At 62.1% G+C, this 26,443-nt stretch carries 21 protein-coding genes; 4 read left to right on the plus strand and 17 right to left on the minus strand.

Going from position 1 to position 26,443, the window contains the following annotated elements; genetic code table 11:
* Positions 1-79 precede the first annotated feature (79 nt).
* The 14 genes from J8C01_RS06545 to J8C01_RS06610 all read right to left on the minus strand — a co-directional run bounded on the left by J8C01_RS06545 (position 80) and on the right by J8C01_RS06610 (position 14,324).
* Entirely contained in the window at positions 80-943 is an 864-nt protein-coding gene (locus J8C01_RS06545; protein ID WP_014099837.1) for a heme ABC transporter ATP-binding protein, read from the minus strand.
* On the minus strand, positions 943-2,025 hold the full coding sequence (locus tag J8C01_RS06550; RefSeq protein WP_211431401.1) for a FecCD family ABC transporter permease: 1,083 nt from the start codon (positions 2,023-2,025) through the stop codon (positions 943-945). The genes J8C01_RS06545 and J8C01_RS06550 overlap by 1 nt, the downstream gene beginning before the upstream one ends.
* 7 nt (positions 2,026-2,032) lie before the next feature.
* Positions 2,033-2,974 carry a heme/hemin ABC transporter substrate-binding protein gene (locus J8C01_RS06555; RefSeq protein WP_211431402.1) on the minus strand — a complete coding sequence of 314 codons (942 nt, stop codon included), beginning with the start codon at positions 2,972-2,974 and terminating at the stop codon, positions 2,033-2,035.
* A 202-nt stretch (positions 2,975-3,176) separates the two neighbouring features.
* Complete coding sequence (locus tag J8C01_RS06560) at positions 3,177-4,268, minus strand: hemin-degrading factor (protein ID WP_211431403.1); 1,092 nt, start codon at positions 4,266-4,268, stop codon at positions 3,177-3,179.
* 150 nt (positions 4,269-4,418) lie between these two features.
* Positions 4,419-4,676, minus strand: coding sequence for a hypothetical protein (locus tag J8C01_RS06565; protein ID WP_014099841.1), 258 nt, complete (start codon positions 4,674-4,676; stop codon positions 4,419-4,421).
* Positions 4,677-4,697: 21 nt separating this feature from the next.
* Positions 4,698-7,166, minus strand: coding sequence for a TonB-dependent receptor (locus J8C01_RS06570; protein ID WP_371821101.1), 2,469 nt, complete (start codon positions 7,164-7,166; stop codon positions 4,698-4,700).
* 596 nt (positions 7,167-7,762) lie between these two features.
* Complete coding sequence (locus J8C01_RS06575; protein ID WP_211431405.1) at positions 7,763-9,265, minus strand: complex I subunit 4 family protein; 1,503 nt, start codon at positions 9,263-9,265, stop codon at positions 7,763-7,765.
* Between the two features lie 36 nt (positions 9,266-9,301).
* The gene (gene nuoL / locus J8C01_RS06580; protein WP_211431406.1) at positions 9,302-11,236 is read right to left on the minus strand and encodes an NADH-quinone oxidoreductase subunit L; all 1,935 of its coding nucleotides are present in this window, start codon (positions 11,234-11,236) and stop codon (positions 9,302-9,304) included.
* A 50-nt stretch (positions 11,237-11,286) separates the two neighbouring features.
* Positions 11,287-11,589, minus strand: coding sequence for an NADH-quinone oxidoreductase subunit NuoK (nuoK, locus tag J8C01_RS06585; RefSeq protein WP_014099845.1), 303 nt, complete (start codon positions 11,587-11,589; stop codon positions 11,287-11,289).
* An 18-nt stretch (positions 11,590-11,607) separates the two neighbouring features.
* The gene (locus J8C01_RS06590) at positions 11,608-12,297 is read right to left on the minus strand and encodes a hypothetical protein (protein WP_211431407.1); all 690 of its coding nucleotides are present in this window, start codon (positions 12,295-12,297) and stop codon (positions 11,608-11,610) included.
* Between the two features lie 4 nt (positions 12,298-12,301).
* A complete protein-coding gene (locus J8C01_RS06595) occupies positions 12,302-12,799 on the minus strand; it encodes an NADH-quinone oxidoreductase subunit J family protein (protein WP_014099847.1) in 498 nt (165 codons plus the stop codon).
* A 165-nt stretch (positions 12,800-12,964) separates the two neighbouring features.
* Positions 12,965-13,339, minus strand: coding sequence for a CBS domain-containing protein (locus tag J8C01_RS06600; protein WP_187288349.1), 375 nt, complete (start codon positions 13,337-13,339; stop codon positions 12,965-12,967).
* A gap of 50 nt (positions 13,340-13,389) precedes the next feature.
* On the minus strand, positions 13,390-13,689 hold the full coding sequence (locus J8C01_RS06605; protein WP_014099849.1) for a hypothetical protein: 300 nt from the start codon (positions 13,687-13,689) through the stop codon (positions 13,390-13,392).
* Positions 13,686-14,324: a 4Fe-4S binding protein gene (locus J8C01_RS06610; RefSeq protein ID WP_211424725.1), complete on the minus strand. Its 639-nt coding sequence runs from the start codon at positions 14,322-14,324 to the stop codon at positions 13,686-13,688. Before J8C01_RS06610 ends, J8C01_RS06605 begins: the two co-directional genes overlap by 4 nt.
* Before the next feature lie 378 nt (positions 14,325-14,702).
* Here J8C01_RS06610 and J8C01_RS06615 point away from each other — a divergent pair, with 378 nt between their 5' ends.
* A complete protein-coding gene (locus tag J8C01_RS06615; protein ID WP_211431408.1) occupies positions 14,703-16,406 on the plus strand; it encodes a DUF1800 domain-containing protein in 1,704 nt (567 codons plus the stop codon).
* Between the two features lie 25 nt (positions 16,407-16,431).
* Positions 16,432-17,721: a DUF1501 domain-containing protein gene (locus J8C01_RS06620; RefSeq protein WP_211431409.1), complete on the plus strand. Its 1,290-nt coding sequence runs from the start codon at positions 16,432-16,434 to the stop codon at positions 17,719-17,721.
* 100 nt (positions 17,722-17,821) lie between these two features.
* Here J8C01_RS06620 and J8C01_RS06625 read toward each other — a convergent pair whose 3' ends face one another.
* From J8C01_RS06625 to J8C01_RS06635, 3 genes are read right to left on the minus strand one after another with little or no spacing between them, the layout of a single operon-like run.
* Positions 17,822-19,372 (minus strand): TolC family protein, encoded by a 1,551-nt coding sequence (locus J8C01_RS06625; protein WP_211431410.1) that lies wholly within the window; start codon positions 19,370-19,372, stop codon positions 17,822-17,824.
* Positions 19,362-20,855, minus strand: coding sequence for an HlyD family secretion protein (locus J8C01_RS06630; RefSeq protein WP_211431411.1), 1,494 nt, complete (start codon positions 20,853-20,855; stop codon positions 19,362-19,364). The genes J8C01_RS06625 and J8C01_RS06630 overlap by 11 nt, the downstream gene beginning before the upstream one ends.
* A 32-nt stretch (positions 20,856-20,887) precedes the next feature.
* On the minus strand, positions 20,888-22,708 hold the full coding sequence (locus tag J8C01_RS06635) for a peptidase domain-containing ABC transporter (RefSeq protein ID WP_211431412.1): 1,821 nt from the start codon (positions 22,706-22,708) through the stop codon (positions 20,888-20,890).
* A 290-nt stretch (positions 22,709-22,998) separates the two neighbouring features.
* Here J8C01_RS06635 and J8C01_RS06640 point away from each other — a divergent pair, with 290 nt between their 5' ends.
* Positions 22,999-24,738 (plus strand): type IV pilus twitching motility protein PilT, encoded by a 1,740-nt coding sequence (locus J8C01_RS06640; RefSeq protein ID WP_211431413.1) that lies wholly within the window; start codon positions 22,999-23,001, stop codon positions 24,736-24,738.
* A gap of 251 nt (positions 24,739-24,989) precedes the next feature.
* On the plus strand, positions 24,990-26,438 hold the full coding sequence (locus J8C01_RS06645; protein ID WP_211431414.1) for a glycine--tRNA ligase: 1,449 nt from the start codon (positions 24,990-24,992) through the stop codon (positions 26,436-26,438).
* Positions 26,439-26,443: the final 5 nt, after the last annotated feature.

Consider the following 26,443-nt stretch of genomic DNA (forward strand, 5'->3'; position numbering starts at 1 on the left):
ACTCACCATTCGCCACTCGCCACTCACCATTCGCCATTCGCTACTCGCCACTCGCTACTCGCCACTCGCGTACATGCGCCTACCGTGAAACCAGGCGGAAACGCAGGATCGGCGAGGACATCGGGCGTTCCCGCCGCCCTTCACTGCCCGGCCGGGACGGCGGAAGCGGCACGACACAGGGCCGGCCGTGATGCGGGTGTGGCGTCACGACGACATCCAGCCCGAATACGGCCCGGATGCGCTCCGCCGTGAGCACGTCTTCCGGGCGGCCTTCCGCCGTGATGCGTCCCCGGTCAAGCAGCACAATGTCATCGGCCACGTAAGCCGCCAGGTTGAGGTCATGCACGACCACCACGACGCCGACGCCCTCCTGGGCAAGCTGCCGCGCCACAGCCATCGCTTCATACTGGTGCGCCAGATCGAGGCTGGAAGTTGGCTCGTCGAGCAGCAGCCACCGTGCGGACCCATCGGGCAGGGCTTCCCAAATCTGGGCCAGGGCGCGGGAAAACTGCACGCGCTGGCGTTCACCGCCGGAAAGTGACGGATAGGCCCGCGCAGCCAGATGGTCAACACGGGTCTGCGCCATGGCCTGCTGGGCAATGGCGACATCCTGCGGTGTTTCACGCAGAGCCACGTGCGGCGCGCGCCCCAGCAGAACAACCTCAAAGGCCGTGAACGGAAAAGCCAGGGAGGATTCCTGGGGCACCACGGCCCGCCGCCGTGCCCGCTCCACGAGCGACCACCCCTCCAGCGGGCGGCCATCGAGATACACCGCGCCGTAGGTCGGCGTCACATCGCCGGTCAGCACCTTGAGCAACGTGGACTTCCCCGCTCCATTCGGCCCCAGCAGGGCCGTGACCTGACCGGGCAGCAGGGTCAGCGAAATGTTGTCCAGCAGGACTTTGCCGCCCAGAACGACGCCAACCTGACGCGCTTCAAGCATCATGACCGAAACCCCCGCTCCCGTAACAACAGCCACAGAAAACACGGCGCACCCAGGCTGGCTGTGACAACCCCCAAGGGCATTTCAGCCGGACTGACGATGGTCCGGGCCAGCAAATCCGCCAGCACGACCAGACATGCTCCGAGCAGGGCCGACCCCGGAAGCAGCGTCCGGTGGCCCGGGCCGGCGGCAAGCCGGATGAGATGGGGCGCCACGAGACCGATAAACCCGATGATGCCGGCAAAAGCCACGGCGGCGCCGACGATGAGCGTTGCAGCCAGCATTGCCAGGCGTGTGACCGTGGTGACATCGAAGCCAAGATGCCGGGCTTCGGCCTCGCCCAGCAACAGGGCATCGAGCGGGCGCGCCAGGCGTCCCAGCCAGACCATAGCCGGGACAGCCAGCACAGCGACAATCGAGAGATTCACCCACGAAGCGGCTCCCAGACTCCCCAGACTCCAGAAGGTCACGCTCCGCAGTTGGTCATCTGTGGCGGCAAAAATGAGCGCTCCCCGCAACGCCTCCGCCAGCATCGCCAAGGCAATGCCGGCCAGCAGCAACAGACCGACCGACAGCGTTCCTTCGCGGCGTGCCAGGCGATAGACGATGAAAGCCACCAGACTTCCGCCAAGAAACGCCGCAAGGGGCAGCTGATAGACAGCCAGCATCCCGCCGGCCTTGCCAAACAACCACCCGTTGGTGCGAATGCACAGCACGGCAGCCAGCGCCGCGCCGCTCGAAACCCCGATGATGCCGGGGTCGGCCAGGGGATTGCGAAAAACGCCCTGCATCGCCGCGCCGGCCATGGCGAGGCCGGCCCCGACCAGCGCGCCAAACAGCACCCGTGGCAGACGAATCGTGAGCAGCACCGCCTGTTGCTGTTCGGTAAAGGGCACGCCAACGTCCAGTCCAATCAACTCAGCCAGAATGGAAAGGCTTTGCGCCGGTGTGATGGCCACGGCGCCAATGCCCACGGCCAACAACACGATACCGCACAGTACGCCAGCCAGGCCACCAATCAGCCAGTGGCCGGGAAGTCGAAGGGCTTGCGGACGGGTCGCCAGGATGTTCACAGCCGCCATGCCACACTCACTTTTCGGACGTGTTTTCAGGGTGCAGCAACCGCGCCAGTTCCATGACGCCCTGCCCGGTTCGCGGGCCGAAGCCCAGCAGCAACAGGTCATCCACCGCCACAATCCGCCGGTTGCGCCCGGCCGGAGTCTGGTTCACACCGGGCATGGACAGCACCCCGGCAATACCGCCGGAGCTTTCCAACCCACGCGCCGGGAGCAGAATGACCTCCGGGGCAGCGGCCACGGCGGCTTCGGCCGTCAGTGGCTTGTAGCCTTCAAAATCAAAGGCATTGACGCCACCCGCCAGCCGAATCATCTCCGCTGCCGCCGTATCGCGTCCGGCGACGTTGGCCGCGCCCTGCCCACGGGCGTAGATGAACATCACCTTCGGTCTGGCAGGCCGTTCGGCAAGGTAGGTCTGAACCTGCGCCATGTCAGCTTCCAACTGCCGGATGAGCGCCTCGCCCTGGGCTTCGCGGTCAAGCGCCTGCGCCACAGTGCGAATCTTGCGCCTGACGCCTTCCAGTGAAGGCTCAGCCGGTACGGTCAGAACCGGTGTCCCGCTGGCGCGCAACTGCGCCAGCGCCTCCGGCGGACCGGCTTCCGGGACGGTCAACACCAGCGTCGGACGCAGTGACAGGACTCCTTCGGACGACAGGGCCCGGACGTACCCCACCTGCGGCAGTTTCGTGGCGGCTTCCGGGTAGAGACTCGATGCGTCACACCCCACCAGCAACGACTCTGCGCCCAAGGCATAGACAATTTCGGTGACGGACCCGCCAGCGGCGACCACCCGCGACACATCCCGGATGGCCACCGGCTGCCCGGCGGCGTCTGTCACCGTCCGCACTGCGGCCTGGGTCGTCACATCGCGCCGACAACCGCTCCCGGCCCCCAGAATGCCCAGGCCAAGGCTGACCAGCCCGACAACGGCACACCAACGTCTCAGGGTCATCATGGCTTCCCTTTCATCAGGCCTTTCATCAGGCGGCGCGGTTCCGCCAGAAGCCGCGCCGGAGGATCAAGAAAAAAACGTCGGGGCCGAGTTGCGAAGTACGCGACCTGACCAACCAATACCCCGTCCGCGCCCCGACGGCCGCGCAGGTCTCAGGAGTGTCTTGGCTTTCCCTGCGCGGCAAAAAGCCTTTGTTCCAACCGCGTCATGAAACCCGCGTCAGACGCTCACACAGCTCCGCCCAGAACGGAGAGGGCGTCTCACCTTCCCGGCGTTTGGCATGGAGAATGGCAATCTGTTCGCCGGTTGCATCGAAAAACTCCACTCCGGTCACAATCCCGCGCACCGTCGGCTTTTTGACCACCCAGGCGCTATGGACCTTCGGTTCGTGAACGTGGAGGTTGAACCCGTCATCCAGAACGTTGAGCCACTCGCCAATGAGCTTGACGTTGTGAATCGGGCCGCTGTGAATCTGGATGCAGCCCGGGTTGCCGACGAAAATCATGATGTTTTCCCGCGCGGCGGCGACTTCTTCGAGAATGCGTCCGAAGCTGTCCGGGCGCACCTGCCAGGCCATTTCCGGTTCCGCCAGACGGAGCGCCTGCGTCCGGCTCAGCTTGAAGCGATGTGTCAGGCGGATGAAGTCGTGCGTGTCTTTGAGTTCGCGCCAGCCCTGCCGAAAACCGGCCACATCCACTTCGGCATCGGGGATTTCGGCCACTGGCGGCGGCGGGGCACTTACGGCCTGTTCCCGGCTCTGATCGGGTGCGGCAAACCGTTTGGTCAATGCCTCGAAGGCTTCCACATGACTGGCTTCCCGCAGGTAGGTTTTGTGAACAGCCGTGCCCGTGGCGTCAAAAAACTGAAAACTGCGACGCGGCCCACGGGGCGAGTCTTCGCACACGGCAAAGCCGATGGCCCAGCGGTCGAGGAACAGCCGCAGATCAATGCCGCTGTCGAGCACCTGCCCCATCCGGGTGTGCCCGGCAAAGATTTCGACGTTCCGGTAGTGGCCGTCCTTTTCGCTCACCGCGCCGTCATTGCGGGTCAGCGCCATGACGGGCCCCAGGGCTTCCAGTTCGCGGATGAAGTCGCCCCAGTCGGCGCTCAGGCGGGTGGCCGTCGTCCCACAGCCCAGCGCTACAAGCTGGGCCTCGCTGACGCCCAGCTTTGCGGCTGCGTCACGGATGCGGAGTTTGGGTTCGGTCTGGCGCAACTGTGACCACTGCTGCGCAATGTCTTCGGCCGTATAGCCGGCGTCGGTTGTCAACTCAGCCGCTGGATTTGGTGTAGTCATCGGATGGTTCTCCTTTGTGTGTCAGGTCGGAATGAACAACATGCGGCATGTTCCGGGAAATGGTCATGCACCGGCACTCTCCCTGGGAGGGCGGGCATTTTGCCCTGGGAGGGCGGGCATCCTGCCCGCCATGTGCCTTTTCTCTATCTCCTAATTTTGCGCCCCGAACGGATCGGTGGCGCAGCACTGGCGCAGGGTTTCGGCAAACCCGACGCCACTCAGTCCATAGTGAACGGCGCACTCGTTGACGCCACGCACAAAGTGGCGAAACTGCTCCGGCGAAAATGTGTAGTGGGCGCCACCGATGGCCAGGTGAAAGTTGCCACACTCCAGACACAGCCACATTCGCACAGGGATGGGTATCTGGTCCGGGTCTTCGGGCAGACGAAACAGCGATTGAATGTCCATAAGTGACAGGCTCCTGGAGCATTAGAAAAACCGCAACCGCACTCCGGCGACGAACGCACGCCCCCGCGCCGGCGCATCGAACAGTGAAAACAGGTCCTGGTAAAAGCGATTGCCCAGGTTTTCCACCCCAAGGGTCAGCGCCACACCGTAGCGTTCGCGGTCAAAGTTGACGCCGCCGCGCACGTCGTGCACCGTGAAACCCAGGCGTGCCGTGCCCGGCCGTGCGTAGAGGCTGCCGGGCGGCAACCGGCGCTGGGTCGTGACGATGCGCGACCGATACTCCATCCAGTAGCGGTTCGTGGCCGAGTTCCAGCGCGTCCCCAGCACGGCTTTGACCGGCACGACCGGAAAGTTGAACGGGTCCACCGGCTGGTTCGCCTGCAGGTCATCTCCGCGCGTCACACTCAGATTGCCCAGCAGCGTCACGAACGATGACCGCAATGCATCGGGCAGCCGGAAGGGCGCTTCAAACTCGGCTTCAATCCCCTGCATGCGGATGCGGCCGAGGTTCTGGCGCTGAAGCACGGCCAGCGGCACGCCCCCTGGAATCGGATTGGGTATCGGCGCTAGCCCCGGCACTGGCGCGCCGAAGTTGCTGATGAAGTTGGCGTAGTTGTTTCGGAAATAGGTAAAGGCGCCTGAAAACCGCGTGAAGCGCACCTTCGCTCCCAGATCGAGATTGATGCCGGTTTCCGGGCGCAGGTTCGGGTTTGGAATCGTGATACTGCGCGTCGTCGGGCTAAGCGTGTGGGATGCCCCGGCATTGTAGCGGTCATAGATGTTCGGTTCGCGGTAACTGCGCGCCACCCGCGCCACGAGACTGACCGCCGGGATAGGGCTGACGACGATGCCGCCCGACCCCGTGACGGCCACATTCGCATGGCGCAGCGACTCCAGACCGTTGATACCAGCCGTTCCGGGCGGTATGAGGTTGAAGATGTCGTAACTCGGTGTATCCAGCGCTCGTGAACGGTAGCCATCCACCCGCAGCCCGCCGATCAGCCGCACATAACGGCTGGGGGTGTATTCGTCCTGCACGAAAAAGGCCAGGTCCTGAAAGTTGGCGTTCGGAACATCCCGCCGGGGCTGGCTGTTGCGCAGCGAACGCAGCACATCGCCGTCGGTACGGATGCGCGCGGCCAGCGTCTGCGCCTGAGCCGGGGTCAGACCGCCAGGCGGCGTCGGCAATGTTCCCCGGATGACAATCCGATCATCGGCGCTGGTGTCCCGGTAGAAACTGATCCCGGCCGTGATGATGTGGTTGCGGAACGGCGTCAGGATGACCTGCCCATCAAAGCCGCCCGTCGTGGGATTGATCTGCCGGTCCGTGACCTGAAACAGCGCTGGCAACGCCCGTACGATGACCTGGTCGCGCCGCTGCTGCCACTGGTAGTAGCCGCTGATCTGGACACTGGCAATCACCGGTGACAGATCACGGGAGACGAATCCCACATTGACCTTGTCGCGGTTGCTGAACAGGAAGTCGAACGTGCCCTGAAGCGGATACCGGTAGGGCGCGGACGCAAGCCGCTCATAACTCGACCGCAGGAAAGTCTGCTCCGTGAAGAAGAACCGACCTTCGACGCGCGTGGCGTTCGTCCGGTAGGTTGAACCCGTCACCCGGCGCGTCACCGGGTCAAACTGTGGCACCACCGAGGCATAGCCGGCTTCCACGGGGCCGCCGGCCGTGTAGTCGCTGAAGTTTTCAAACGACTGCCGGACGCGGGCCGTGAAGCGGCGGGTTGCCAGACTCAGGCTGCCGCCGTAGCGTCCACCGGGGCCGTTCGAGGTGAAAAAGGGATCAACCACGCTGCTCACCCGCACCCCGCTGTCCACCGTGGCCGGCGGGCGCGTGATGAAGTTGATCGTACCGCCCAGCGCCTCCGTGCCGTAGAGCACCGACCCGGCCCCACGGATGACTTCAATGGCTTCCAGCGTACCGACATCCACCAGTCCCGTCTCGACGCCATTGCCGACGTGGCTCGTCGGCGTGCGCCCGTGGTTGAGGCGCTCGCCATCCACCAGCACCAGCACGCGATTCCCTTCCAGCCCGCGGATGATGGGGCGCGTCTGGAAGCTCTGCGACTGGGTATAAGTTCCGGGCAAATCGCGGAGGATGTCAGCGGCCGTCCCCGGCAGCCGTTCCTGCAACTGCTGCTCCGTCACGACCGAAACGGCTTCCGGCGTTGTCATCGTGTCCCGAACGGTACGGCTGGCCGTGATGGTGACGATTTCCCGGATCGTCCCCGGCGCAAGGCGAATGGGATCGAGGGTTGCACTTGGTGCCGCAAGCCGCACTTCGACGACGGCATCCGAAAACCCTTCCCGTGTGACACGTACCTGATAGACGCCATAGCGCAGTTCGCCGACGGTAAACGTGCCATCGGCGGCCGTCAGGGCCATGCGCGTACTTCCGGTCGCCACACTGCGGACAAGCACACTGGCTTCGGCGATTGGTGCTCCCTGCCCATCGGTTACGCTGCCGGTCAAAGCACCCCGGTCTTCAGCCTGCGCACCGGCAATGCCCACCACCCCCAACCAGACGGCCATCACCAGAACACCAATCCACGAATAACCACGGCCAGCCCGGAGGCCAGACCAAGGGAAAGCCGCGCGTTTCGCAAACGAAATCACCATCACTGCATTTGACATAACACTCCACTCCCTGCACGCCGGACAAACGGCTTTTAGAGCTTCATTGCGGACGGCGCATCGGGTAGAGTGCCCGCGCACACGCGCCATCCTGTTGCCTACCGGGTGGACACTGTGCTCAAAGCCTTCGGTGTTGCCGCACCGGAGGCTTTTTGCTTGGGGGACGTAAAAGATTTCAGGGCGGCATGGCGGCACTTGGCAAACTTAGTAAATGAAAATGATTTTCAAGTTGAAGCCAACATGCTACACCAAGCTGCGGTTGTCAAGCCCTGTGCTCGCCCGGACGGAAGAATTGCACGGAAGAATTGCACGGGCACACCCTTCCCACGGGCGCGTCTGCGGCAGAGGCACAACGCGGGTCCGGCCAGTGGGCGTGGCCAACGGATGATCAGCCACCAGCGTAGCGTCGGATGAATTCGGATAAATGAAGGGTGTCAGGACGGGCGGGAGGTTGCCGTGACCACCGGCGGCACCGCCGGGCGCGTGGCCTCCAGAAAGAACCGGGGGGCGATGCCCATCACCAGCATCAGAGCTGCCAGCGGCGCCACGGTCAGCACTTCCCGCCAGTCGGCATCCGGCATCTCGAAGGTGGCTTTGTGCGGCCCAAAAAGCGTACGCCGCACGGCCGTCAGCAGATACACCGCCGACAACACCATGCCGCTGGCCGCCACGACGGCAAACCAGCGTCCCGGCGTGGCCGTGAAAGCCCCCAGCAGAGTCAGAAATTCACCGATGAAACCGTTGGTGAACGGCACGCCGGCCGAGGCCAGGCTGGCCAGAACCATCAGGAAGGCAAACCGGGGCATCGCCTGGGCCAAACCGCCAAACTCGCCCAGGTCGGTCGTCTGCCGCCGGGTTTCCAGCATGGCGACGAGCAGAAAGAGCGCGCCGGTTGTGACGCCGTGCGCCACCATGTGAAACATCGCGCCTTCGACGCCATACGCCGTGAACGAAAAGACCCCCAGCGTTACGAACCCCAGGTGGCTGAGCGATGAGTAGGCCAGCAGCCGTTTCAGATCGGTCTGTACCATGGCAACCAGCGCCCCGTGCAGGATGCTGACCACGGCCAGCACCAGCACCGGCAGCGCCCACGCCTGGGCCTCTTCGGGAAACAGTCCGACGCCAAACCGGACGAGGGCATAGGTGCCCATTTTCGACATAGCCCCCGCCAGCAGCGCTGTGATGGGCGTCGGGCACTCGGCGTAGGTGTCAGCCTGCCAGGTGTGGAGCGGAAACACCGGAATTTTGACGAAAAACGCAATGGCAAAGCCCCAGAAGCACCACTGGCGCAGGTCCGGCGAAAGCAGATTGCGCGCCTTGACGAGCGTTTCCAGGTCAAAGGTATAGCGCCCGGTGGCTTGCCCATGCGCCACATAGAGGCCGATGATCGCCGCGAGCATCAGCAGGCTTCCGGCAACGGTGTAGAGGAAAAATTTGGTGACGGCTGCCAGACGGTTCTCCCCGCCCCACAGGCCGATGAGAAAGTAGGCCGGGATGAGCACGACTTCCCAGAACACATAAAACGTCACCAGGTCGCGCGCCAGAAAAACGCCGATCAGCCCGCTTTCAAACAGCAGCACCAGCATGAAGTAGATGTGGCGCCGGGTCGTGATCGCCGTACTGGCCAGCATCGCCAGCGGCGTCAGCAGCGTCACCAGCAGGATCAGCCACAGGCTGAGACCATCCACAGCCAGGTGAAACCAGATGCCCAGCGTGGGAATCCACGGTGCATTGACGACGAGCGCCGGGTCGGTCTGGCGGCCAATCAGCCGCCACGACAGCCCGCAGGTCAGCAGCGCCGTTGTCAGCGCCACGGTCAGGGCGTACCGCCGGCCGGCTTCGGCCGAGGTGGCCGCGAGAGCCGCAATGACGAGCGCGCCCATCACCGGCGCAACAATCAGAAGGACGAGCAACAGTCCGGAATCAAGGAACGTCACGGCACACTCACTGTTTGTATGCAATCGCCGGGCGTACTATCCGGGGCCAAACACAAAATAGCCCAGGATGAGCAGCGCCGCGAGAAAGATCATCACGACGTAGCCACGGGCATAGCCCGACTGCATTTCACGCAGGGTAGCCCCAAGGGCCGACAGGCTGCGCCCGATGCCGCCCACCAGTCCGTCCACCACGGAGACATCCAGCCCCTGCCACAGGCCGCGCCGGGCCAGGGCTTCCAGCGGACGCGCCACCGCCAAGTCATACGCTTCATCCACCCAGTATTTCGCCTGCAGGATGCGCGGCGCTTCCCAGAGCGGATGGCGTTGAAAGAACCACCATCCGCCGGCAATGCCGGTCAGGGCAATGGCGGCCGAAATGCCCATCAGCACGAGCTCCGTCGTATGGGAAGCCACTTCGTGGGTGAACTCGGTCGGCATCGTCACCAGTGGACTGAGGAAGCCGCGCATCCACGGATGGGCGCCAAAGGCTTCCGGCAGACCGAGCACGCCACCAAACACTGACAACACGGCCAGCACCACCAGCGGCAGGGTCATCACCAGCGGCGATTCGTGCGGCTGGCCGTGGGCGACGGCCTCACGCGGTTCCCCGTGGAAGGTCAGCACCATAAGCCGCGTCATATAGACGGCCGTAAGCAGCGAGGTCAGCAGGCCCACCACCCAGAGGGTTTTGGCCAGTCCGCCGGGCAGCACGGCCGAAGCGAAGGTTTCCAGCAATACTTCATCCTTGCTGAAAAAGCCCGACAGCAGCGGAAAACCGGCCAGGGCCAGCCAACCGGCCGTCATCGTCCAGCGGGTCAGGGGCATGAAGCGTCCCAGCCCACCCATGCGCCGCAGGTTCTGCTCTTCGTGCAGCGCGTGAATGACACTGCCGGCGCCCAGAAAGAGCAGCGCCTTGAAGAAGGCATGCGTGGTGACGTGAAAGATGCCGGCCGTAAAGGCTCCGGCTCCGCAGGCCATGACCATGAGACCGAGCTGGGAAACCGTCGAGTAGGCCAGCACTTTTTTGATGTCGTCCTGCCCCAGGGCAATCGTGGCGGACAGCAGCGCCGTTGCCCCGCCGACAACCGCAACGACGACCAGCGCCGTCGGCGCGTGCAGGAAAACAACATTGAGCCGCGCCAGCAGATAGACTCCGGCCGTGACCATCGTTGCCGCGTGAATGAGGGCCGAAACCGGCGTTGGCCCCGCCATGGCATCGGGCAGCCAGACGAACAGCGGAATCTGCGCGCTTTTTCCCGTGACCCCCAGCAGCACCAACAGGCCGACGGTGGTCAGGCCGCCCGCGCCAACCGCCGCCCAGCCCAGTGTTTCGACCGGCTGCTGCGCCGCCCAGCGCGCAATGTCCGCAAAGTTGACACTTCCGGCTTTCGTCACCAGCAGCAGGATGGCCAGCACCAGCCCGGCATCCCCGATACGGTTATAAATGAAGGCTTTGCGGGCAGCATCGGCGGCTTCGTCACGAGTGAAGTAGTGCCCGATGAGCAGGTAGGAACAGACCCCGACACCTTCCCACCCGACAAACATCAGCAGCAGGTTGTCGGCCAGCACCAGCGTCAGCATGGCCGCCACAAAGAGATTCAGCGCAGCAAAAAAGCGGACGTAGCCTTCGTCGCCGTGCATGTAGCCGGTGGCAAAGATGTGGATGAGCAGTCCGACGCCCGTAATGAACAGCACCATGACGCCCGACAGCGGATCGAGCGCCAGACCAAAGTCAGCGGTCAGACTGCCCACGCTGAACCACATCCCGAGGCGTTCCGTCACCCGGCGTACGCCTTCTGCATCCGGCGCCGCCGGCAGCAGCTTCAGAAAAAAGACCGCGAAAGCCAGTCCCGCTGCCACGGCCACAGCAAGGCAGGCCAGGGCCCCGGCCAGACGTTCGCCCAGCCGGCGTCCAGCCACGGTCAGCAGCAGTGCGCCAAACAGGGGCGCGAGAATCATCACGGTCAACATGCCAGTCGTTTATCCACAGCGTCCCCGGAGGGAAGTCCACGCAGGGGCCGTCAAAGTTTCAGGAGGCTGGATTCATCCACATCGAGGGTTTCGCGGTTGCGGAACAGCGCAATGACGATCGCCAGTCCTACACCGGCTTCGGCGGCGGCCACCGCCATGACGAGGATGACGAAAAGCTGTCCTTCCACCGTCCCCTGGAACACCGAAAACGCCACAAAAGCCAGATTGGCCGCGTTGAGCATGAGTTCCAGGCACAGCAGGGTCGAAATAATGTTGTTTTTGACGAAGACACCGGCCGCCCCGATGGCAAAGAGGGCGGCGCTGAGGATGAGATACCAGGACAAAGGCACCATAGTGTTTCACCCGACGTTTCACCTGGCGGTGGTCAGCAGACCGATGCCGACTTCTCCGGTTGACCAGGCCAGACGGTAGGCATTTCCTTCCTTGGTAATCGTGACGGCGGCTTCGTAGGGCTGTCCCGTAGGCGATACGCCCTTGGTGCGATGGGTGGCGGTCAAGCCGCCGCCGCCGTAGAACTGCTCGCGCCCGATCCCTCCCTGCATCTCCAGGGTTGTCCATCCACCATCGCCGCTGCCGTCGGCTTTGAGGGCATAGAGCGCAACACCGGGCTGCTCACCATAGCCGACCACGAGCACCTGCCCGGCCAGAATGCCGACGCCGGTTTCGCCATTCGTCCAGGCGAGGAGATACACCTTGTCGCCGAGTTTGCGGATGCCCAGTTTGCCACGGTACATCCGGCCGTCAGGATTCGTGCCGGTCGTTTCGTAGGTTCCTTCGATGCCGTCAGTCAGGGACTGCGGGACAGCCGTTTCAGTCAGAATGCGCCCCTGCGCCTGCCCGTTTGTCCACCGGCCGCGCAAGGTCCCGTTTTCATTGCGATACACAGCCACCCCTGGCACCCGCCCCTTGGAGGTATAGCCCACCATCAGGTATTCAGTGCGCCCGGCATCCTGGGCGCGCGCCTGCCCTTCCGGCCAACCGACGCCGGCCGGCAGCAGCCACAGATATAACCCCAGGAACACCCAAAGCCCGGAACGCATGGCGTTACTCCTTCTCACGTTTTGCCAGGTGCAAAGCACCAACCACGGCCAGCAGAATCAGCACCGAGGTCAGCTCGAACGGCAGCAGATAACGGGTCATGAGGTTTTTGCCGACCCGCTCGACCGTACCGGCTTCGCCGGAAGGCGCGCGCTCACCCGTCATGCCCCAGACGGCAAACCAGACCTGCACCGTGAATGCGAGTCCCAGTGGCAGCGCCAGCCAGACGAGAAAGCGGTGCCGTGGCGGACGTTCTTCATCGGCGCGTACATTGAGCAGCATGATGACGAACACGAACAGCATCATAATGGCCCCGGCATAGACGACAATCTGTGCCGCGCCGATAAACTGCGCGCCCATCAGAACGTAGAGCGCCGACAGTCCGACAAAGGAAGTAATGAGCGCAAAAGCGCCGTAGAGCGGGTTGCGCAACAGCACCACCGACACGGCGCCACTGAGCACCAGGGCCGCAAAACCGACGAACAAAAGCTGCTGAAAGGTCATGGCTGCGTTTGACGATGGACACCGGCCGCGCAAGGCACGGCTGTCACCCATCGTGAGTTTTCATACACCCCGATGGAATGCTTTTCGCGGCCAAAAATCAAGCCTTTACTGCCAGGGTACGGGGGATGAAACCCGGCATTGATGCGGCGGCAGCACCCAAAATGCCTACCGGAAATGGCGGATGATGTCGGTAATGGAGACAATGCCGATGATTTTTCCGACTTCGACAACCGGCGCACGGGTGAGTTTATGGGCCCGGAGCAGCCGGGCGATGGCGCGAATGTCGTGCAACGGCTCGACAAAGAACATGGGTTTCGTCATCACCTGGTGGACGTGCGCCTTGTCGAGGTTGCCACCCGTGGCAATGACCTTATAAACGATGTCGCGGTCAGTAATGATGCCGTGGGCATCGTACTCATCGCGTGGCAGGACGATGAGGCAATGGACGCGCGTCTGGTTCATCAACTCCAGGGCCTGCCGCACGGTCGCGTCGCCGGAAATGAAATCAAAGTCACTGGTCATCAAGTCTTTGGCTCTCATGCCCATGGCTCCAGAACGGCTGGCAGCGGCCGGCGCAGATTGTCGGGCGGTCAGCTCTTTTTCTTGAACAACTGCTCAAAGGCTTTGCGGGCATCATCCGCAGCCGTGCGGGACTTCGAGGCACCGGTCAGTGCCACTTTTGTGTTTGGAGCAAAATGCTCGCAATGATTGGCGGCGGCTTTGTCACGTACCGGCTCGGCAATGGGTTCACGGCATTCAAACCGCGCGCCGGCGTCAAAAAAGCGACAGTTGCGGCAGCAGTGCAGGTCGGCGCCACATTCGTTGCAGCGGTCGAGGCGTCCGACCCTCCCCAGCAAACGCACTTCGCGCCCACAGGCGTGGCAAATCATGCAGTTTTCCCCCGGTTGGTGGTGGCATTGGCAGCGGCCTCAGCAGCAGGCGTCGTGGGACTCACCCGGCGGCGTTTGAGTGTGACGAGGCCCGGCTGCGACGACGCTTGGTGCATCTTACGGCATCCGTCCACCACCATGCCAAACGGACAGAAGTACCGGCAAGCGCCACGTTTTCCGAGAACGAACACACTGCCGACGACGAAAGCCAGCAGCCCCAGGTGCAGGGCGTGCGACCACCAGTTTTCGGCATCAAAGCCCATGGAGCTGGTGTGGGCGGTCATGGCATCGCGCCAGAACAGCCAGGCCAGCGGCACCCACAGGGCAGCCACCACCAGCACGCCGATTTGCGTCCACCGTGGGTTGAACGACACCCGCGCCCTGGCGAAGCGAGCAAAGAGGTCCTGCGCGCCGCCCAGCCAGCAAATCCAGGCACACACCCACCGGCCTGTGCGCATCGTCAGATAGACCAGCGCCGCCCAGAAAAGAATGCCATAGATGGCCCAGGCCAGGTTCGGGATGGCCGCGCGGATGAGCAGGACGTGAATGAGCACGAACACCATCTGCGTTGCCAACCGGTACGGCAGCAGGTTGCGCCGGGGTGGCGTGGGCGCGGACGTAACGGATGTCGTCACAGAGGCCATGGAAGAACCCAACTTTCTTCGGGAAATGTTGGTTGCCGTCGCCAGGGGGATGGCAACACCACTGAATTTCACACTACATTGCACCCATAAAACTTCAGCAATCCTTTTTCGGAAGGCGTCCAGAGTGCGGGCGGCGGGTACTTCGCCACGGGGCTTCGGTTTCGGCATTTTGCGTTCATCGCCTGGATGGTGCTGATTGGGCAGGACTGGGATGGTGTCGGAAACCTGTCGGGCAGGAAGTCAAAAAAATCCAAACTTTTCCGTGCCCGGTTGCCTCTCTCAAACAAACACAACGGCTTTACCTGGCCGCCAGGTCTCCTTCTCCGCAGGGTGTAGAGACCCACGGCCACGTCTTCAGGAGACAATGTCATGACCTCGGCTACTGCTTCCTACGCCTGGTGTCATTGGTTCGAGGGGTTTACCGGCCTCAGTAACCAGACCACCAGCGACGACCCGCCTCTGTACCAGGACACAACCAAGGCGGCAGGCGTTCCTGACCGGCCGCCGATTGAAGTCATCGCAGCCAACCGCATGGGGTTTGGGCCGCGTCCCGGCGATCTCGACCGCATTCGGACCATCGGATTCAGGGCATACGTTGAAGAGCAGCTTCATCCAAATGACGCCGACGATGCCCTCTTTCTGGCCAAGCGCCAGAGCGCCCGCCTGCGCATCAGCTACTCAGCCGGTGATGGTTATCCGGCACTCGATGAACTGCGCCCTCTCACCGCGCTCAACAAGCCGCTGAGTGAGTTATGGCGGCTGGGTGATTTCAGTATTCCCATGGGCTTTCCCGAACGGACGCGCCCGCTGGAAGAAGTCCGCGCGGAAACGGTGCTGCGGGCCGTGTACAGCAAGTGGCAACTCCGGGAAGTCCTGGTGGACTTCTGGTACGACCACTTCAACGTGGATGCGCGCACCAACGGCCGCATTTATGCCACCTGGCCCATCTACAACCGCCTGTTCCGGCAGCATGCCTTTGGCAACTTCCGGGTTCTGCTCGAAGAAGTCACCAAGAGCATTGCCATGATGTACTACCTGAACCTGGTCAGCAGCCGGAACACCGCCCCCAACAAGAACTTTGCCCGTGAGTTGCTTGAACTTCACACGCTGGGCGCACGCAACTACTTCCCCAACGCGGCCGATGCGCCGGTGTTCCCCAGCGGACAGATGTCCACCGGTTACACGGAAAACGATGTCAACCAGATTGCAGCCGCGCTGACCGGATGGACTATTGCTGCCGGGCAGCGGGTGGGGAGTACCACTTTGCCCAACACCGGGCAGTTTATTTTCGTCCCCCAGTGGAACGACCCGGCAGCGCGTACGGTTCTCAACGTACCCATTCCGGCCGCCACATCGTCCAACCCGATGATCCAGGGGCAGCGCATCCTGGACCTGCTGGCGGCCAACCCAAGCACGGCGATCTTTGTGTGCAGCAAGCTCTGCCGCCGACTCATCGCCGATAACCCGCCTCCCAGCGTCATCAAACAGGCGGTTGTCACCTGGCGGGAGAACCTGTCCGCCCCCGACCAGCTTGGGCGGGTCGTGCGCACCATTCTGCTGTCGCCGGAATTCGCGGAAACGTGGGGGCAGAAAACCAAGCGGCCGTTTGACTACATGATGTCGTTCCTGCGCGCGATAGATGCCAATCTGGTTGACAACGGGGGGAGTTATACCCCCTACAACCTTGTGACCGAAGCCGGTCAGCAGCTTTTTGCCTGGCCGCCACCAAACGGGTTCCCCGATGTCAGTGCCTACTGGCTCAACACCAATACCTTCCGCGCAAGCTGGCGGAATGTGCTTGTCACCCTGACCAACGGCTACTCATCTATCCAGCACAACCTGCGCGCCAGCCTGCCCTCCGGTGTGACGACCACCCGCCAGATCGTGGATTTCTTCATTGCGCGCATCATGGGACGGCCCGTGCGGCCGGAAGTGTACACCGAACTTATCGAGTACCTGCGCGGCAGCGCCTCCCCGGATGCGCCGCCCTCCGGCACGACCACCGAAGTCACCAACCGCATCAACCTGACCGTGGCGCGCCTGTGCGTGTCGCCGGATTTCTGGTGGCGATAAGCCGAGAACAGAAAAGGAGCCAAGTATGCCACTCACAAGACGCCAATTCGTTGTTGGTTCGAGTCTGACGGCGGCCTATGCCGCCAGCGGTGTGGCCCGCATCGGGGGACTGGTTTACGGCCAGACCAGTGGAGTCAATGACATTCTTGTGGTGCTCTACCTGCGCGGTGGAATTGACGGCCTGAATTTCGCGGCACCAGTCAATGAGCCGAACTATGTGGCCTCGCGGCCCAACCTGCGCCTGCGCGAAAGCGGCACGGACGCCGGACTGCCCCTCGCCAACCCCATCGGGAACGGGATTGATTTCCGGCTGCACCCAAGCGCCCGGCCGTTGCTTGATGTGTATCAGGCGGGCGCGCTGGCGATTGTTCATGCGACCGGGTTGACGGTAGCCAACCGGAGCCACTTTGACGCCCAAAGCCTGATGGAAGGCGGTGTACCTTCCTCGCGCCAGCCGACCGGGTGGCTTACGCGCCATATCACCACTTCCGGCGGCCAGAGCGGGGCGATCCCCACGCTGGCGGCATCCAACAGTCTGCCCGGTTCGTTGATTGGCAGTGGCAGCGCCATTGCGATGCCCAACCTGACCAACTTTGCCCTGCCGGGCGATCCGACCATCTTTCCGGCGATGACGCGGATGTACAGCGGCACGACGCCGCTCCACATGGCTGGCTTCAATGCCATCAGTGCCATCCAGAACGTCAACAATGCCATTGGGCGGCCGCCAACGGGGGGGACACTCCCGGCCTACAGCCCGGAAAATGGGGCAAGCTACGCCCAGCCGGAAACGCAGACCGGCTCTCTGGGCAGTGCGCTGATCACCATTGCGCGGCTCATCAAGCTCGACATCGGCCTGCGGATTGCAACGCTCGATGTCGGCGGCTGGGACACCCACAACAACCAGGGACTGACCACCGGCACGTATGCGACGAATGTGGACTCGCTGGCGCGCAACCTGCTGGCGTTTTACAACGACATGGTGCGCTATCGGCAGCGGGTCACGCTGGTGGCGATGAGCGAGTTCGGCCGGACGCTGCGGGAAAACCAGAGCGGGGGCACTGACCACGGACGGGCATCAATTATGCTGGTTCTGGGCGGCGCAGTGAATGGCGGAAGAATGTATGGGACGTGGCCAGGTCTGGCCAGCCAGGCATTGGACGGCGGAGACCTGGCGGTGACGACGGACTACCGGCAGGTGCTGGCAGAGATTGTCGTCCGGCGCCTGCGGAATCCGCAGTTGAGTGCGGTATTTCCAGGCCTTGGGAACTATCGTCCGCTGGGTATCGTCCAGGGCAGCGACCTGCCCACCACATAACCAGAGAGGGCGGGCGTCACCCTGGGAGGGCGGGCGTCCCGCCCGCGTGAAACAGGCGGGCGGGACGCCCGCCCTCCCAGGGACGCCCGCGCTCCCAGGGTTAGAACTGCATCATGGCGAGGCGGAGTGCGGCACGCGCCTGTTCGTACTCCGCCTGCACGTCAATCAGCTTGTTGCGGGCTTCCGCCGTGGCGCGTTCACGCTGGTTGACCAGAAACAGCGAGCTGTCACCGAGCATGAAACGTTGGTTTTCGCCCCGCTCCAGAACAATCGCGGCTTCAAGTTCGCGTTTCGTGGCGAGATACCGCTGCCAGGCGGTATTGATGGCCGAGGCGGTGTCGTAGATTTCGGTCATGATCTGCTGGCGCAGCGTCCGTTCTTCGAGATCGAGCTTCTGGAGCTTCAACTGCGCCTGGGCAATCCGTCCATCGGCCGTCCGCTGCCGCAGAGGGAGTTCAAAAATCACGCCGGCTTTGAGCGTCGTTCCAATGCCCCCGGGCCCGGCATCGCGTCCCGGCACAAGCGCCAGGTCGAGAATGGGACGCCGTTGGTTGCGGGCCAGCTCAAGGTCCAACCGCACCGTGTCCTTCAGGACAGCAATGGCCTGCAACTCCGGGCGGCGCTGAAGCGCCAGCGCAATGGCATCGTTGATTTCAGCCGCCGTGATTTCCGTTGGCTCAAGTTGCAGGCTGACATCGAGTACACTGCCTTCGTCTGGCGGCGGCTGGGTCGTGACATCATCCAGCCACAGGGAAAGAGAAAGCTTGAACTGCGCCTTCTGGAAGTCACGCTCGGCTTTGGCCAGTGCCGCCTGGCGACGCTGCACTTCCTGCTCGGCTTCGACGGCGTCAATAGGCGGGAGGTCGCCGACAACTGTACGCTGCCGGATGGCGTCGTTGCGGATTTCAGCCAGTTTGAGCAGGTTGCGCGCCACATCCAACCGGCGCTTGGCGGCGACCCAGTCCCAGTAGTCATCGGCCGCCTTGCGGAACAGCTCCAGGCGGGTTTGCACGACGGCAATATCCGCCTGGGATTCGCCCAGAAAAGCCTGCCGCTCCCCGACGGATTTTTCATTGATGCGGAAATCCCGGAAAAGCGGCACTTTGAGACCAAACTCGTAGGTGCCGAAATCCCCGGTGGCAGAAAGCGGAGACTTGGTCGCGCCCAGATTGAGATTCGAGGACGCAAAGAATTTGATCCCGGAGCGGGTCAGGAAGTTGACTTCCGTCCCAATGCCAAAGGCCTCCGATACTTTTCCCCGTTTGGAGGCGCTGTTGTAACGCAGGTAGTCAGTCGAAATGGACAGGATGGGATCAAAAGCCCCCTGTTTCTCAATGCGCTTCGCCGTGGCGACACGGCGTTCGATGACGGAGCCACGCAGTTTTGGGTGCTGGTTCTCAATGATTTGAAAAACACGCTCCAGAAGCAGCGGCGGCGCACCGCCCGGGCCGGGAGTTGGTGCACCGGTGCGGCGTCCCGATTGCGGATCAGGTCCGGCATGGGCGACGGCAGCAGCCAAGCGGCGTTCATCCTCGGTTGGGGACACAACGATACCCGGCAGGGGGGCCTGCGCCCAGGCCGCTGACGCACAGCCGCCGCCCAGCCATATCCCCAGCCAGGCCACAGCGCCAAACCACAGCTTACTTGTCATCTTTGTCCCCGTCGTCGTCTTTGCCGGACTTGCCCTTGGCTTTGACCTTGTCCTTGTCGTCCTTGGGCTTTTTCTTTCTTTCGATGGGATTGCGGTCAAACATCGGCGGGAAGCCGTTGAACTGCCGCCACAGCTCAAACCCAAGCGACACCACCCGGAGCATCACCCAGCCCGTCACCTGGGTTCCCGGACGAAGAATGGTCGGGCCCGGCCAGGGATCGTCCTTGCCGCGCTCAATGGCTTCGTAATCCGGCTTGATGAGCAGGCGAAAGCGATTGAGGCCATCATCCACGGAATCTATGGAGACGACGCGCCCGCCAAACGTGCCAATGGCGACTGAAGGCCAGCCTGGAAGCTGGATGGCCGGAAAACCCTCAAACTGCAGGCGTACTGGATCGCCAACCCGCACCAGTGGGGCATCGAAGTCGCTGATCACAAGTTCCACTGCCTGTTCTTCCTCCTTCATCTGGGGCACCAGAACGCAGAGGACATCCCCCGACTTGAGGGTTTCGGTTTCACCGACGGCCCGCAGTTGGGTCACCTGCCCTGCGCGTGGCGCGATGACCTGCCGCTGCTGGATGCGCTCGCGGAAGTTCTGAATTTCGATGTCGAGCTTTTGAATGCTGTTACTGAGGGAGGCAATGGTTTCCTGCGCCGAGGCGTACGAGCTTTGGGCGCTGCTCAGGGTAGCCAGCGTGTCATTTTCAACCCGGCGGGCATCAAGTTCCCCCACCTTCGTGTCACGAATGGCGGCGTCGAGCAGGGCTTGCAGGCGGATGACATCAGCGCGTGATGTCTCCACGGTCTGCCGGGCCAACTCGAAGTCGCGGTCTGAACGGAGACCCGGTTGGATGATCCAGTTGCCATCAGCGTCTTTTTTTCCTTTGTTGAGGTCACGAATCCGCTCGAAGTTGAGTTCATCGGCCAGAAGTTTCTGCTTGGCCGCTTCCAGTGCCTGCTCAGCCGAGCGGAGGCGGTCGGCGGCCTGCCGTGCCCGCTCCTCAGCCGCCGGGATAGCGAGGCTGCGCGACCGTTCAAGCGCCTTGATCTGCTGAAGCAGAGCGGCAGCACGGGACTGGGCCGCTTCCCGCTGGGCAATCAGAAACTCACGCTGGCGCTCCAGGCGTTCAAGCTGATTCGGGTCAAGAAACTTCGAATCAATCTCGGCAATTTCGGCAATGACGGTCCCGGCTTCAACGAAATCACCTTCCTTGACTTTCCATCCCTTGAGGCGGCCGGGTATCTGCGCCTGCACGTTCTGGGGGCGGTCATTCGGTGAAAACACAATCATCTGACCAACACCAGTGATGGATTGCTGCCAGGGGACATAAATCAGTGCAAAGATGAGCAGGATCAGAAACAACACCAGGATAAGCGCCAGCGGGCGCGCCGGCCGCGGCGACTCAACCAACTGCAAAGCCTGTGGTTTGGACGACGGCAACGTGGCCGGGATCGCTTTCAGTTGACGCGCAGGTTGTGCCATGGCGTGCGGTTTCCTCCCTCAAGAGATGGGGCTTACACCTTGCCCGTCGTGAGCCGCTTGCCGACAAGCTGCCGGGAAACCTCCGGGAACAGCGACGCAAAGGCCCCCCCACGTCGCCAGGAGAGTTCCTCCGGCGAGCCGGTTTCGACAATTACGCCCTTGTCCAGAACGTGAATGACGGAAGACCGGACAACGACTTCCGAATCATGGGAGATGTCAATAATCGTCCAGGGATGGGCGTGGTCATAAATGGCATCCAGGATTTTCAGCTTGGTGCGTTCGTCAATGCCCATGAAGGCTTCATCGAGAATGAGCAGTTTGGGCCGCCGCACGATGGTCCGCGCCAGAAGCAGGCGCTGGACCTGCCCCCGCGACAGGTTATAGCCCCCGCTGACCAGCAGCGTTTGCAGTCCCTGCGGGAGTTCAGCCAGTTCATTCGTCAGATGCACCATCTCCAGGGCCCAGCGCAGGTCTTCCTGGGTCAACCAGTCGGCGCCGACCCGGATGTTTTCCTCGATGGTGCCCTCAAAGATTTCCTCCCGGTCGCCCACCATACCAACGATCAGCCGGAGTGCGTCGAGATTGGCGTCCCGGACATCAATCCCGTTGACTTCGACCGTCCCGTGCGATGGTTCGAGCAATCCGCAGATCAGCGCCATGAGTGTGGATTTCCCGGCCCCGCTCAAGCCGACGACACTGACCCACTCACCGGGCTTGATGGTCAAATCCACTCCCGACAGGATTTCCACACCTGGACGGTAACTGAAGCGGACATTACGACACACCACCGTCGCCCCCTCATCGCGGGATGGAACCTCAATGCCTTTTGTCCGCTCAATGGGCAGGTCCTCGACTTGTCCCACTTTGTCGAGGGCTGTCAGCAGATCATAGACGTGTTCGAGCTGGCTGATGACCTTATCCATTCCGGCCAGCACCGATACGACCACGATTTCGGAAGCCACCAGTTGGCCGATGGTCAACTTACGGTTGATAACGAGCCAGCCTCCAACGGCCAGAATGCCGGCGCTGGCAATGGCATAGAAAAAGTAGTTGCCAACGGCCTGTCGAAAGAGAACAGCGAAGTGCGCGCGGCGGGCTTTGAGATAGGCGACAGAAAGGGCATCCGTCCGTTCCCCCAGAAAATCCAGCGTGCCGCTCATCTTGAAACTGATGTGGCAGCGCGCCAGTTCTTCGAGCCAGGCCGCGACTTTGTATTTCTTCTTGGATTCGAGAATGCTGGTGCGCAGGCCATTGATGCCCAGTACGAAAATGATGAACAGCCCGGCCAGCACCACGGCTACGTCAAAACCAAGCAGGTAAGGACTGTAGAAGGCCAGCAGAAGCAACCCGGCGAACACCTTGAGGACGGCGTCGAGCCCATCGAGCGCCAGCTTGGCGAAGGCCTTCTGAATGTTGATGACATCAAAGAAGCGGTTGACCAGCTCCGGGGCATACTCACCGGTCAGCGAGCCAAGTTGCACCCGTGGCAGGCGCTCTCCCAGGTTGATAGCCACCCGAACAAAGATGCGCTGCTGCAAACGCTCAATGAGCACCAACTGGAACAGCCGCAAAATACCGCTCAAGCTCAGAAAAAACAGCACCAGCGAGGTGAGGACCACGAGTTGCTGCAGGGACTGCCCCTGAGCAATGTTGTTGACGAGCACCTGCGCCGTGATAGGCACGGCCAGGGAAAACAATCCGGCGACGGCCGTGTAGGCCAGAATCGCCAGGATGTCGCGTGAGTCGAGGGAGACGAGACGCCAGAACCGCTGGGAGGGTGTCAGGTGCGCGTGTTCGCCGTCTGGGGCTGACAAGGTTTTCGTCCCTTTGTGAACAATGGCGTCATCACCCATGACGGTACTCTCTCCTCAAAGCAGAACAGTGCACAAGGCGCGGACATTGCACTCGTTTGTAGCCGAGCGCCAAGATACCTCAGTGCGAGATTCCACACGTTTCCGACTTTTATGGCTGCTTACACTGCAAGTTGAAAAACTTGGCACGTCTGTGGTTTTGGCAACGAATCGGCACCCAAGCCCATACCTTGCATGAGGTCGGGCAGACCGACTAGATTTTTGTACACCAGACCGTCGTGACTCGCTGAATTCACTGTATCCTGACCTGTATCCTTAGCGGAGGGTGCGCCATGTCGGCGACGATTGAAAGCCTGCTCAAGGACCCGCGGATGGCGGGCGCTGATCAGCTTGTTCTCCAGGCGGGTAAGGCTCCGACCGTCTTCAACTCATCCGGGGCAACGGAACTGACCCGCAGCCCGATGACCCCGTTTGACATTTATCGGCTCCTGCAACCGCACCTCCCCGACGACAAGAAAACCGCCCTGATGAGTCAACCGACCACCAATTTCCGGTTGAACGTCAACGGCGCCGGGACATTCGACGTGTCCATCACGAAAGAAGGCGGCGGGATGAAGGTCTCGTTCGTTCCGGTTGACAGCGCCCCGGCCAGGCCGGCTACGCCGAGCGCGCCCATACCTCCGCCCCCCGTATCCAGACCCTCTGGAACGTTTACTCCGACACCTACTCCGGCAACCAGCATCACCCCACCCCGCCCGACCCCGCCGATTCCGCCCACCCGCCCGGCACCACGCCCCTCAACGCCAGCTTCCGGGATGACCGTGCCGGAACAGGTCTCTGGCAGACATGCAGCAGTCAGCCCACCAACACCGACAACCAGTTCCCCCCCCCCTGCGGCCCCAGCCCACGGTCCGGCAACGGCCGGTGCGGGTCCGGCTGTCCATCTGCGCAAACGTGGGCCACTCGAAATTGACAAGCTGTTCGAGAAACAGCTCGAACTCAAGGCTTCCGACATGCACATTTCGGCGTCCGTGCCGCCGATGCTGCGTCTGGATGGGGATATGGTCGTCATGCCGGGGTATGAAGGGCAACCCCTGACACCCGCCGACACCGAACGCATCCTGTGGGAACTGATGCCGGATAAAAACCGCGAGGAGTTCAATCGCCGGCACGACACCGACTTTGCCTACGAGTTCGGCGATGCCGCCCGTTTCCGCTGCAACATCTTCATGGACCGCAAAGGTATGGGCGGCGTGTTCCGGGTCATCCCCAGCAAAATCCTGACGGCGGAAATGCTTGGTCTCTCCAAGGAAATCCTCAAGCTCTGCTTTCTGAGCAAGGGATTGGTGCTGGTGACAGGCCCGACGGGGAGCGGCAAGTCCACGACCCTGTGCGCGCTCATTGATTTCATCAACCGCCACCGCCGCGACCACATTATCACCATCGAAGACCCCATCGAGTTTGTCCACGAAAACAAAAACTGCCTCATCAACCAGCGCGAAGTACACAACCACACCGACTCGTTCAAGGATGCCCTCCGTGCGGCCCTGCGCGAAGACCCCGACATCATCCTCGTCGGCGAAATGCGCGACCTCGAAACCATCTCCATCGCCATTGAAACCGCCGAGACCGGACACCTCGTGTTTGGAACACTGCACACATCCACAGCGCCTTCCACCGTTGACCGTATCATTGACCAGTTCCCGGCTGACCGGCAGGCGCAAATCCGGGTGATGCTTTCTGAATCGCTCAAGGGTGTTATTGCCCAGACGTTGTGCAAGAAAATCGGCGGCGGACGGGTGGCCGCCCTTGAAACGCTCATCTGCGACACCGGGATTGCCAACCTCATCCGTGAAGGCAAAACCTTCCAGATTCCCTCGGCTATGCAGACCGGCAAGGCCAAAGGCAATGTCACGCTCAATGACGCACTCCTCGACCACGTCAAAAACAAACGGGTCGAACCACAGGAAGCCTACATCAAAGCCGTGGACAAAAACGGCTTTGAAGCCTTGCTCAAGCGCCACAACCTGGACGTGAGCTTCCTGACCAACCTGGCCAACACCAACGCCTGATGCCCGGCGATGTACCCCTGCCAACCGGCCGAACGGAAAACCGGCCGATGGGCAGGTTTCGGGCGTCCGGCGCGGATGCCTCGGCCGGCTTTTCTCTGTCAGCCCGTCCGCAGCACAACCACCATCCAGCGCGAAAAAGGTGTGACAACCCCCCAACGCGCGGTGTATAGTTGCCAGCTTGCGCAAGTGACCCAACGCTTCGCCACAGCAAGACCAGAAACGACGGACCTGACACAAAGGTAAGCCAGCTCATGGCGGCGGCCGATATTGGAATCATTGTTTCACTGTGCAAACGACGCGGATTCATCTTCCCGGCAAGTGAAATCTACGGGGGGCTGGGTTCGACGTGGGACTACGGCCCACTGGGCGTCGAACTCAAAAACAACGTCAAACGCGCCTGGTGGAAAGCCGTCGTCTATGACCGTGATGACATCGAAGGCATGGACGGCGCGATTCTGATGAATCGCCTTGTGTGGAAGTACTCCGGGCACGAAGCCACCTTCAGCGACCCGCTGGTGGATTGCCGCGAGTGCAAGGGACGCTTCCGGGCCGACAAAACCTACGAACTTGATTGCCCCCGGTACAAACGCAAGGTTGCCGCCTGTAGCGCCAACCTCACCGAGCCACGGGCGTTCAACCTGATGTTCAAGACCCAGGTCGGCCCTGTCGAAGAGGATGCCGCACTGGCGTACCTGCGCCCGGAAACCGCGCAGAGCATATTCGTCAACTTCAAAAACATTGTGGATTCGCGCTGGCGCAAGATTCCCTTTGGCATTGCCCAAATCGGCAAGGCCTTTCGCAACGAAATCGTGCCCGGCAACTTCACCTTTCGGACGCGCGAATTCGAGCAGATGGAAATCGAGTTTTTCTGCAAGCCGGGAACGGACGCCGACTGGCACGCCCACTGGATTGAGGAGCGCCACAACTGGTATCTGCGCTATGGCATCCGGGCCGAAAACCTGCGCCGGTACGTCCAGCAGCCGGAGGAACTCGCGCACTACGCCCGCGCCTGCACGGACTTGCAGTACCGCTTTTTTCCCGAACGCGAAGACGAAGAAAAACAGTGGGATGAGCTGGAAGGTATCGCCAACCGGACGGACTACGACCTTAGTGTTCACTCCAAAGGCAAGCACGACAAATGGCAGGTGCACAACGAGCACTCGACGCAGAGCCTCGTGTACCGCGACCCCGTGACGAATGAAAAATACTTTCCCTACGTTATTGAACCGTCGGCTGGCGCCGACCGCGCCACGCTGGCGTTTTTGATGGACGCCTACAGCGAAAAACCCGGCCCGGACGGTGAACCACGGGTCGTCCTGAAACTGCATCCGGCATTGGCCCCCATCAAGGTGGCGGTGCTGCCGCTGGCGCGCAATAAATCAGAACTTGTCGAAAAGGCCAAAGCCATCAAGGCTGACCTGCAACGTCATGGCATCCGCGCCGTGTATGATGACACGGCTGCGATTGGCAAACTCTATGCCCGGCAGGACGAGATTGGCACACCGTTCTGTGTCACGGTAGATTACGACACGCTGGGTATCGGTAAGACCAAGGATGGCGCAAAGGAAGAAGACGCCCCAGCTTCTCCAACCGGTTTACTGGATACCGTCACCGTACGTGACCGCGACACCTGGGAACAGGTTCGTGTCCCGATTGCCGGGCTACGGGACTTTCTTGCCGACCGTCTTGGCACGGTGTAACGGTT

The organism is Chloracidobacterium sp. D, assembly GCF_018304685.1.
GTDB classification, from domain to species: Bacteria; Acidobacteriota; Blastocatellia; order Chloracidobacteriales; family Chloracidobacteriaceae; genus Chloracidobacterium; species Chloracidobacterium thermophilum.

Coding starts and splice junctions, on each gene's coding strand:
- J8C01_RS06545 (WP_014099837.1), bottom strand. CDS start 943: ATGCTTGAAGCGCGTCAGGTTGGCGTCGTTCTGGGCGGCAAAGTCCTG.
- J8C01_RS06550 (WP_211431401.1), bottom strand. CDS start 2,025: ATGGCGGCTGTGAACATCCTGGCGACCCGTCCGCAAGCCCTTCGACTT.
- J8C01_RS06555 (WP_211431402.1), bottom strand. CDS start 2,974: ATGATGACCCTGAGACGTTGGTGTGCCGTTGTCGGGCTGGTCAGCCTT.
- J8C01_RS06560 (WP_211431403.1), bottom strand. CDS start 4,268: ATGACTACACCAAATCCAGCGGCTGAGTTGACAACCGACGCCGGCTAT.
- J8C01_RS06565 (WP_014099841.1), bottom strand. CDS start 4,676: ATGGACATTCAATCGCTGTTTCGTCTGCCCGAAGACCCGGACCAGATA.
- nuoL (WP_211431406.1), bottom strand. CDS start 11,236: ATGTTGACCGTGATGATTCTCGCGCCCCTGTTTGGCGCACTGCTGCTG.
- nuoK (WP_014099845.1), bottom strand. CDS start 11,589: ATGGTGCCTTTGTCCTGGTATCTCATCCTCAGCGCCGCCCTCTTTGCC.
- J8C01_RS06590 (WP_211431407.1), bottom strand. CDS start 12,297: ATGCGTTCCGGGCTTTGGGTGTTCCTGGGGTTATATCTGTGGCTGCTG.
- J8C01_RS06595 (WP_014099847.1), bottom strand. CDS start 12,799: ATGACCTTTCAGCAGCTTTTGTTCGTCGGTTTTGCGGCCCTGGTGCTC.
- J8C01_RS06600 (WP_187288349.1), bottom strand. CDS start 13,339: ATGAGAGCCAAAGACTTGATGACCAGTGACTTTGATTTCATTTCCGGC.
- J8C01_RS06605 (WP_014099849.1), bottom strand. CDS start 13,689: ATGATTTGCCACGCCTGTGGGCGCGAAGTGCGTTTGCTGGGGAGGGTC.
- J8C01_RS06615 (WP_211431408.1), top strand. CDS start 14,703: ATGACCTCGGCTACTGCTTCCTACGCCTGGTGTCATTGGTTCGAGGGG.
- J8C01_RS06620 (WP_211431409.1), top strand. CDS start 16,432: ATGCCACTCACAAGACGCCAATTCGTTGTTGGTTCGAGTCTGACGGCG.
- J8C01_RS06625 (WP_211431410.1), bottom strand. CDS start 19,372: ATGACAAGTAAGCTGTGGTTTGGCGCTGTGGCCTGGCTGGGGATATGG.
- J8C01_RS06630 (WP_211431411.1), bottom strand. CDS start 20,855: ATGGCACAACCTGCGCGTCAACTGAAAGCGATCCCGGCCACGTTGCCG.
- J8C01_RS06635 (WP_211431412.1), bottom strand. CDS start 22,708: ATGGGTGATGACGCCATTGTTCACAAAGGGACGAAAACCTTGTCAGCC.
- J8C01_RS06640 (WP_211431413.1), top strand. CDS start 22,999: ATGTCGGCGACGATTGAAAGCCTGCTCAAGGACCCGCGGATGGCGGGC.
- J8C01_RS06645 (WP_211431414.1), top strand. CDS start 24,990: ATGGCGGCGGCCGATATTGGAATCATTGTTTCACTGTGCAAACGACGC.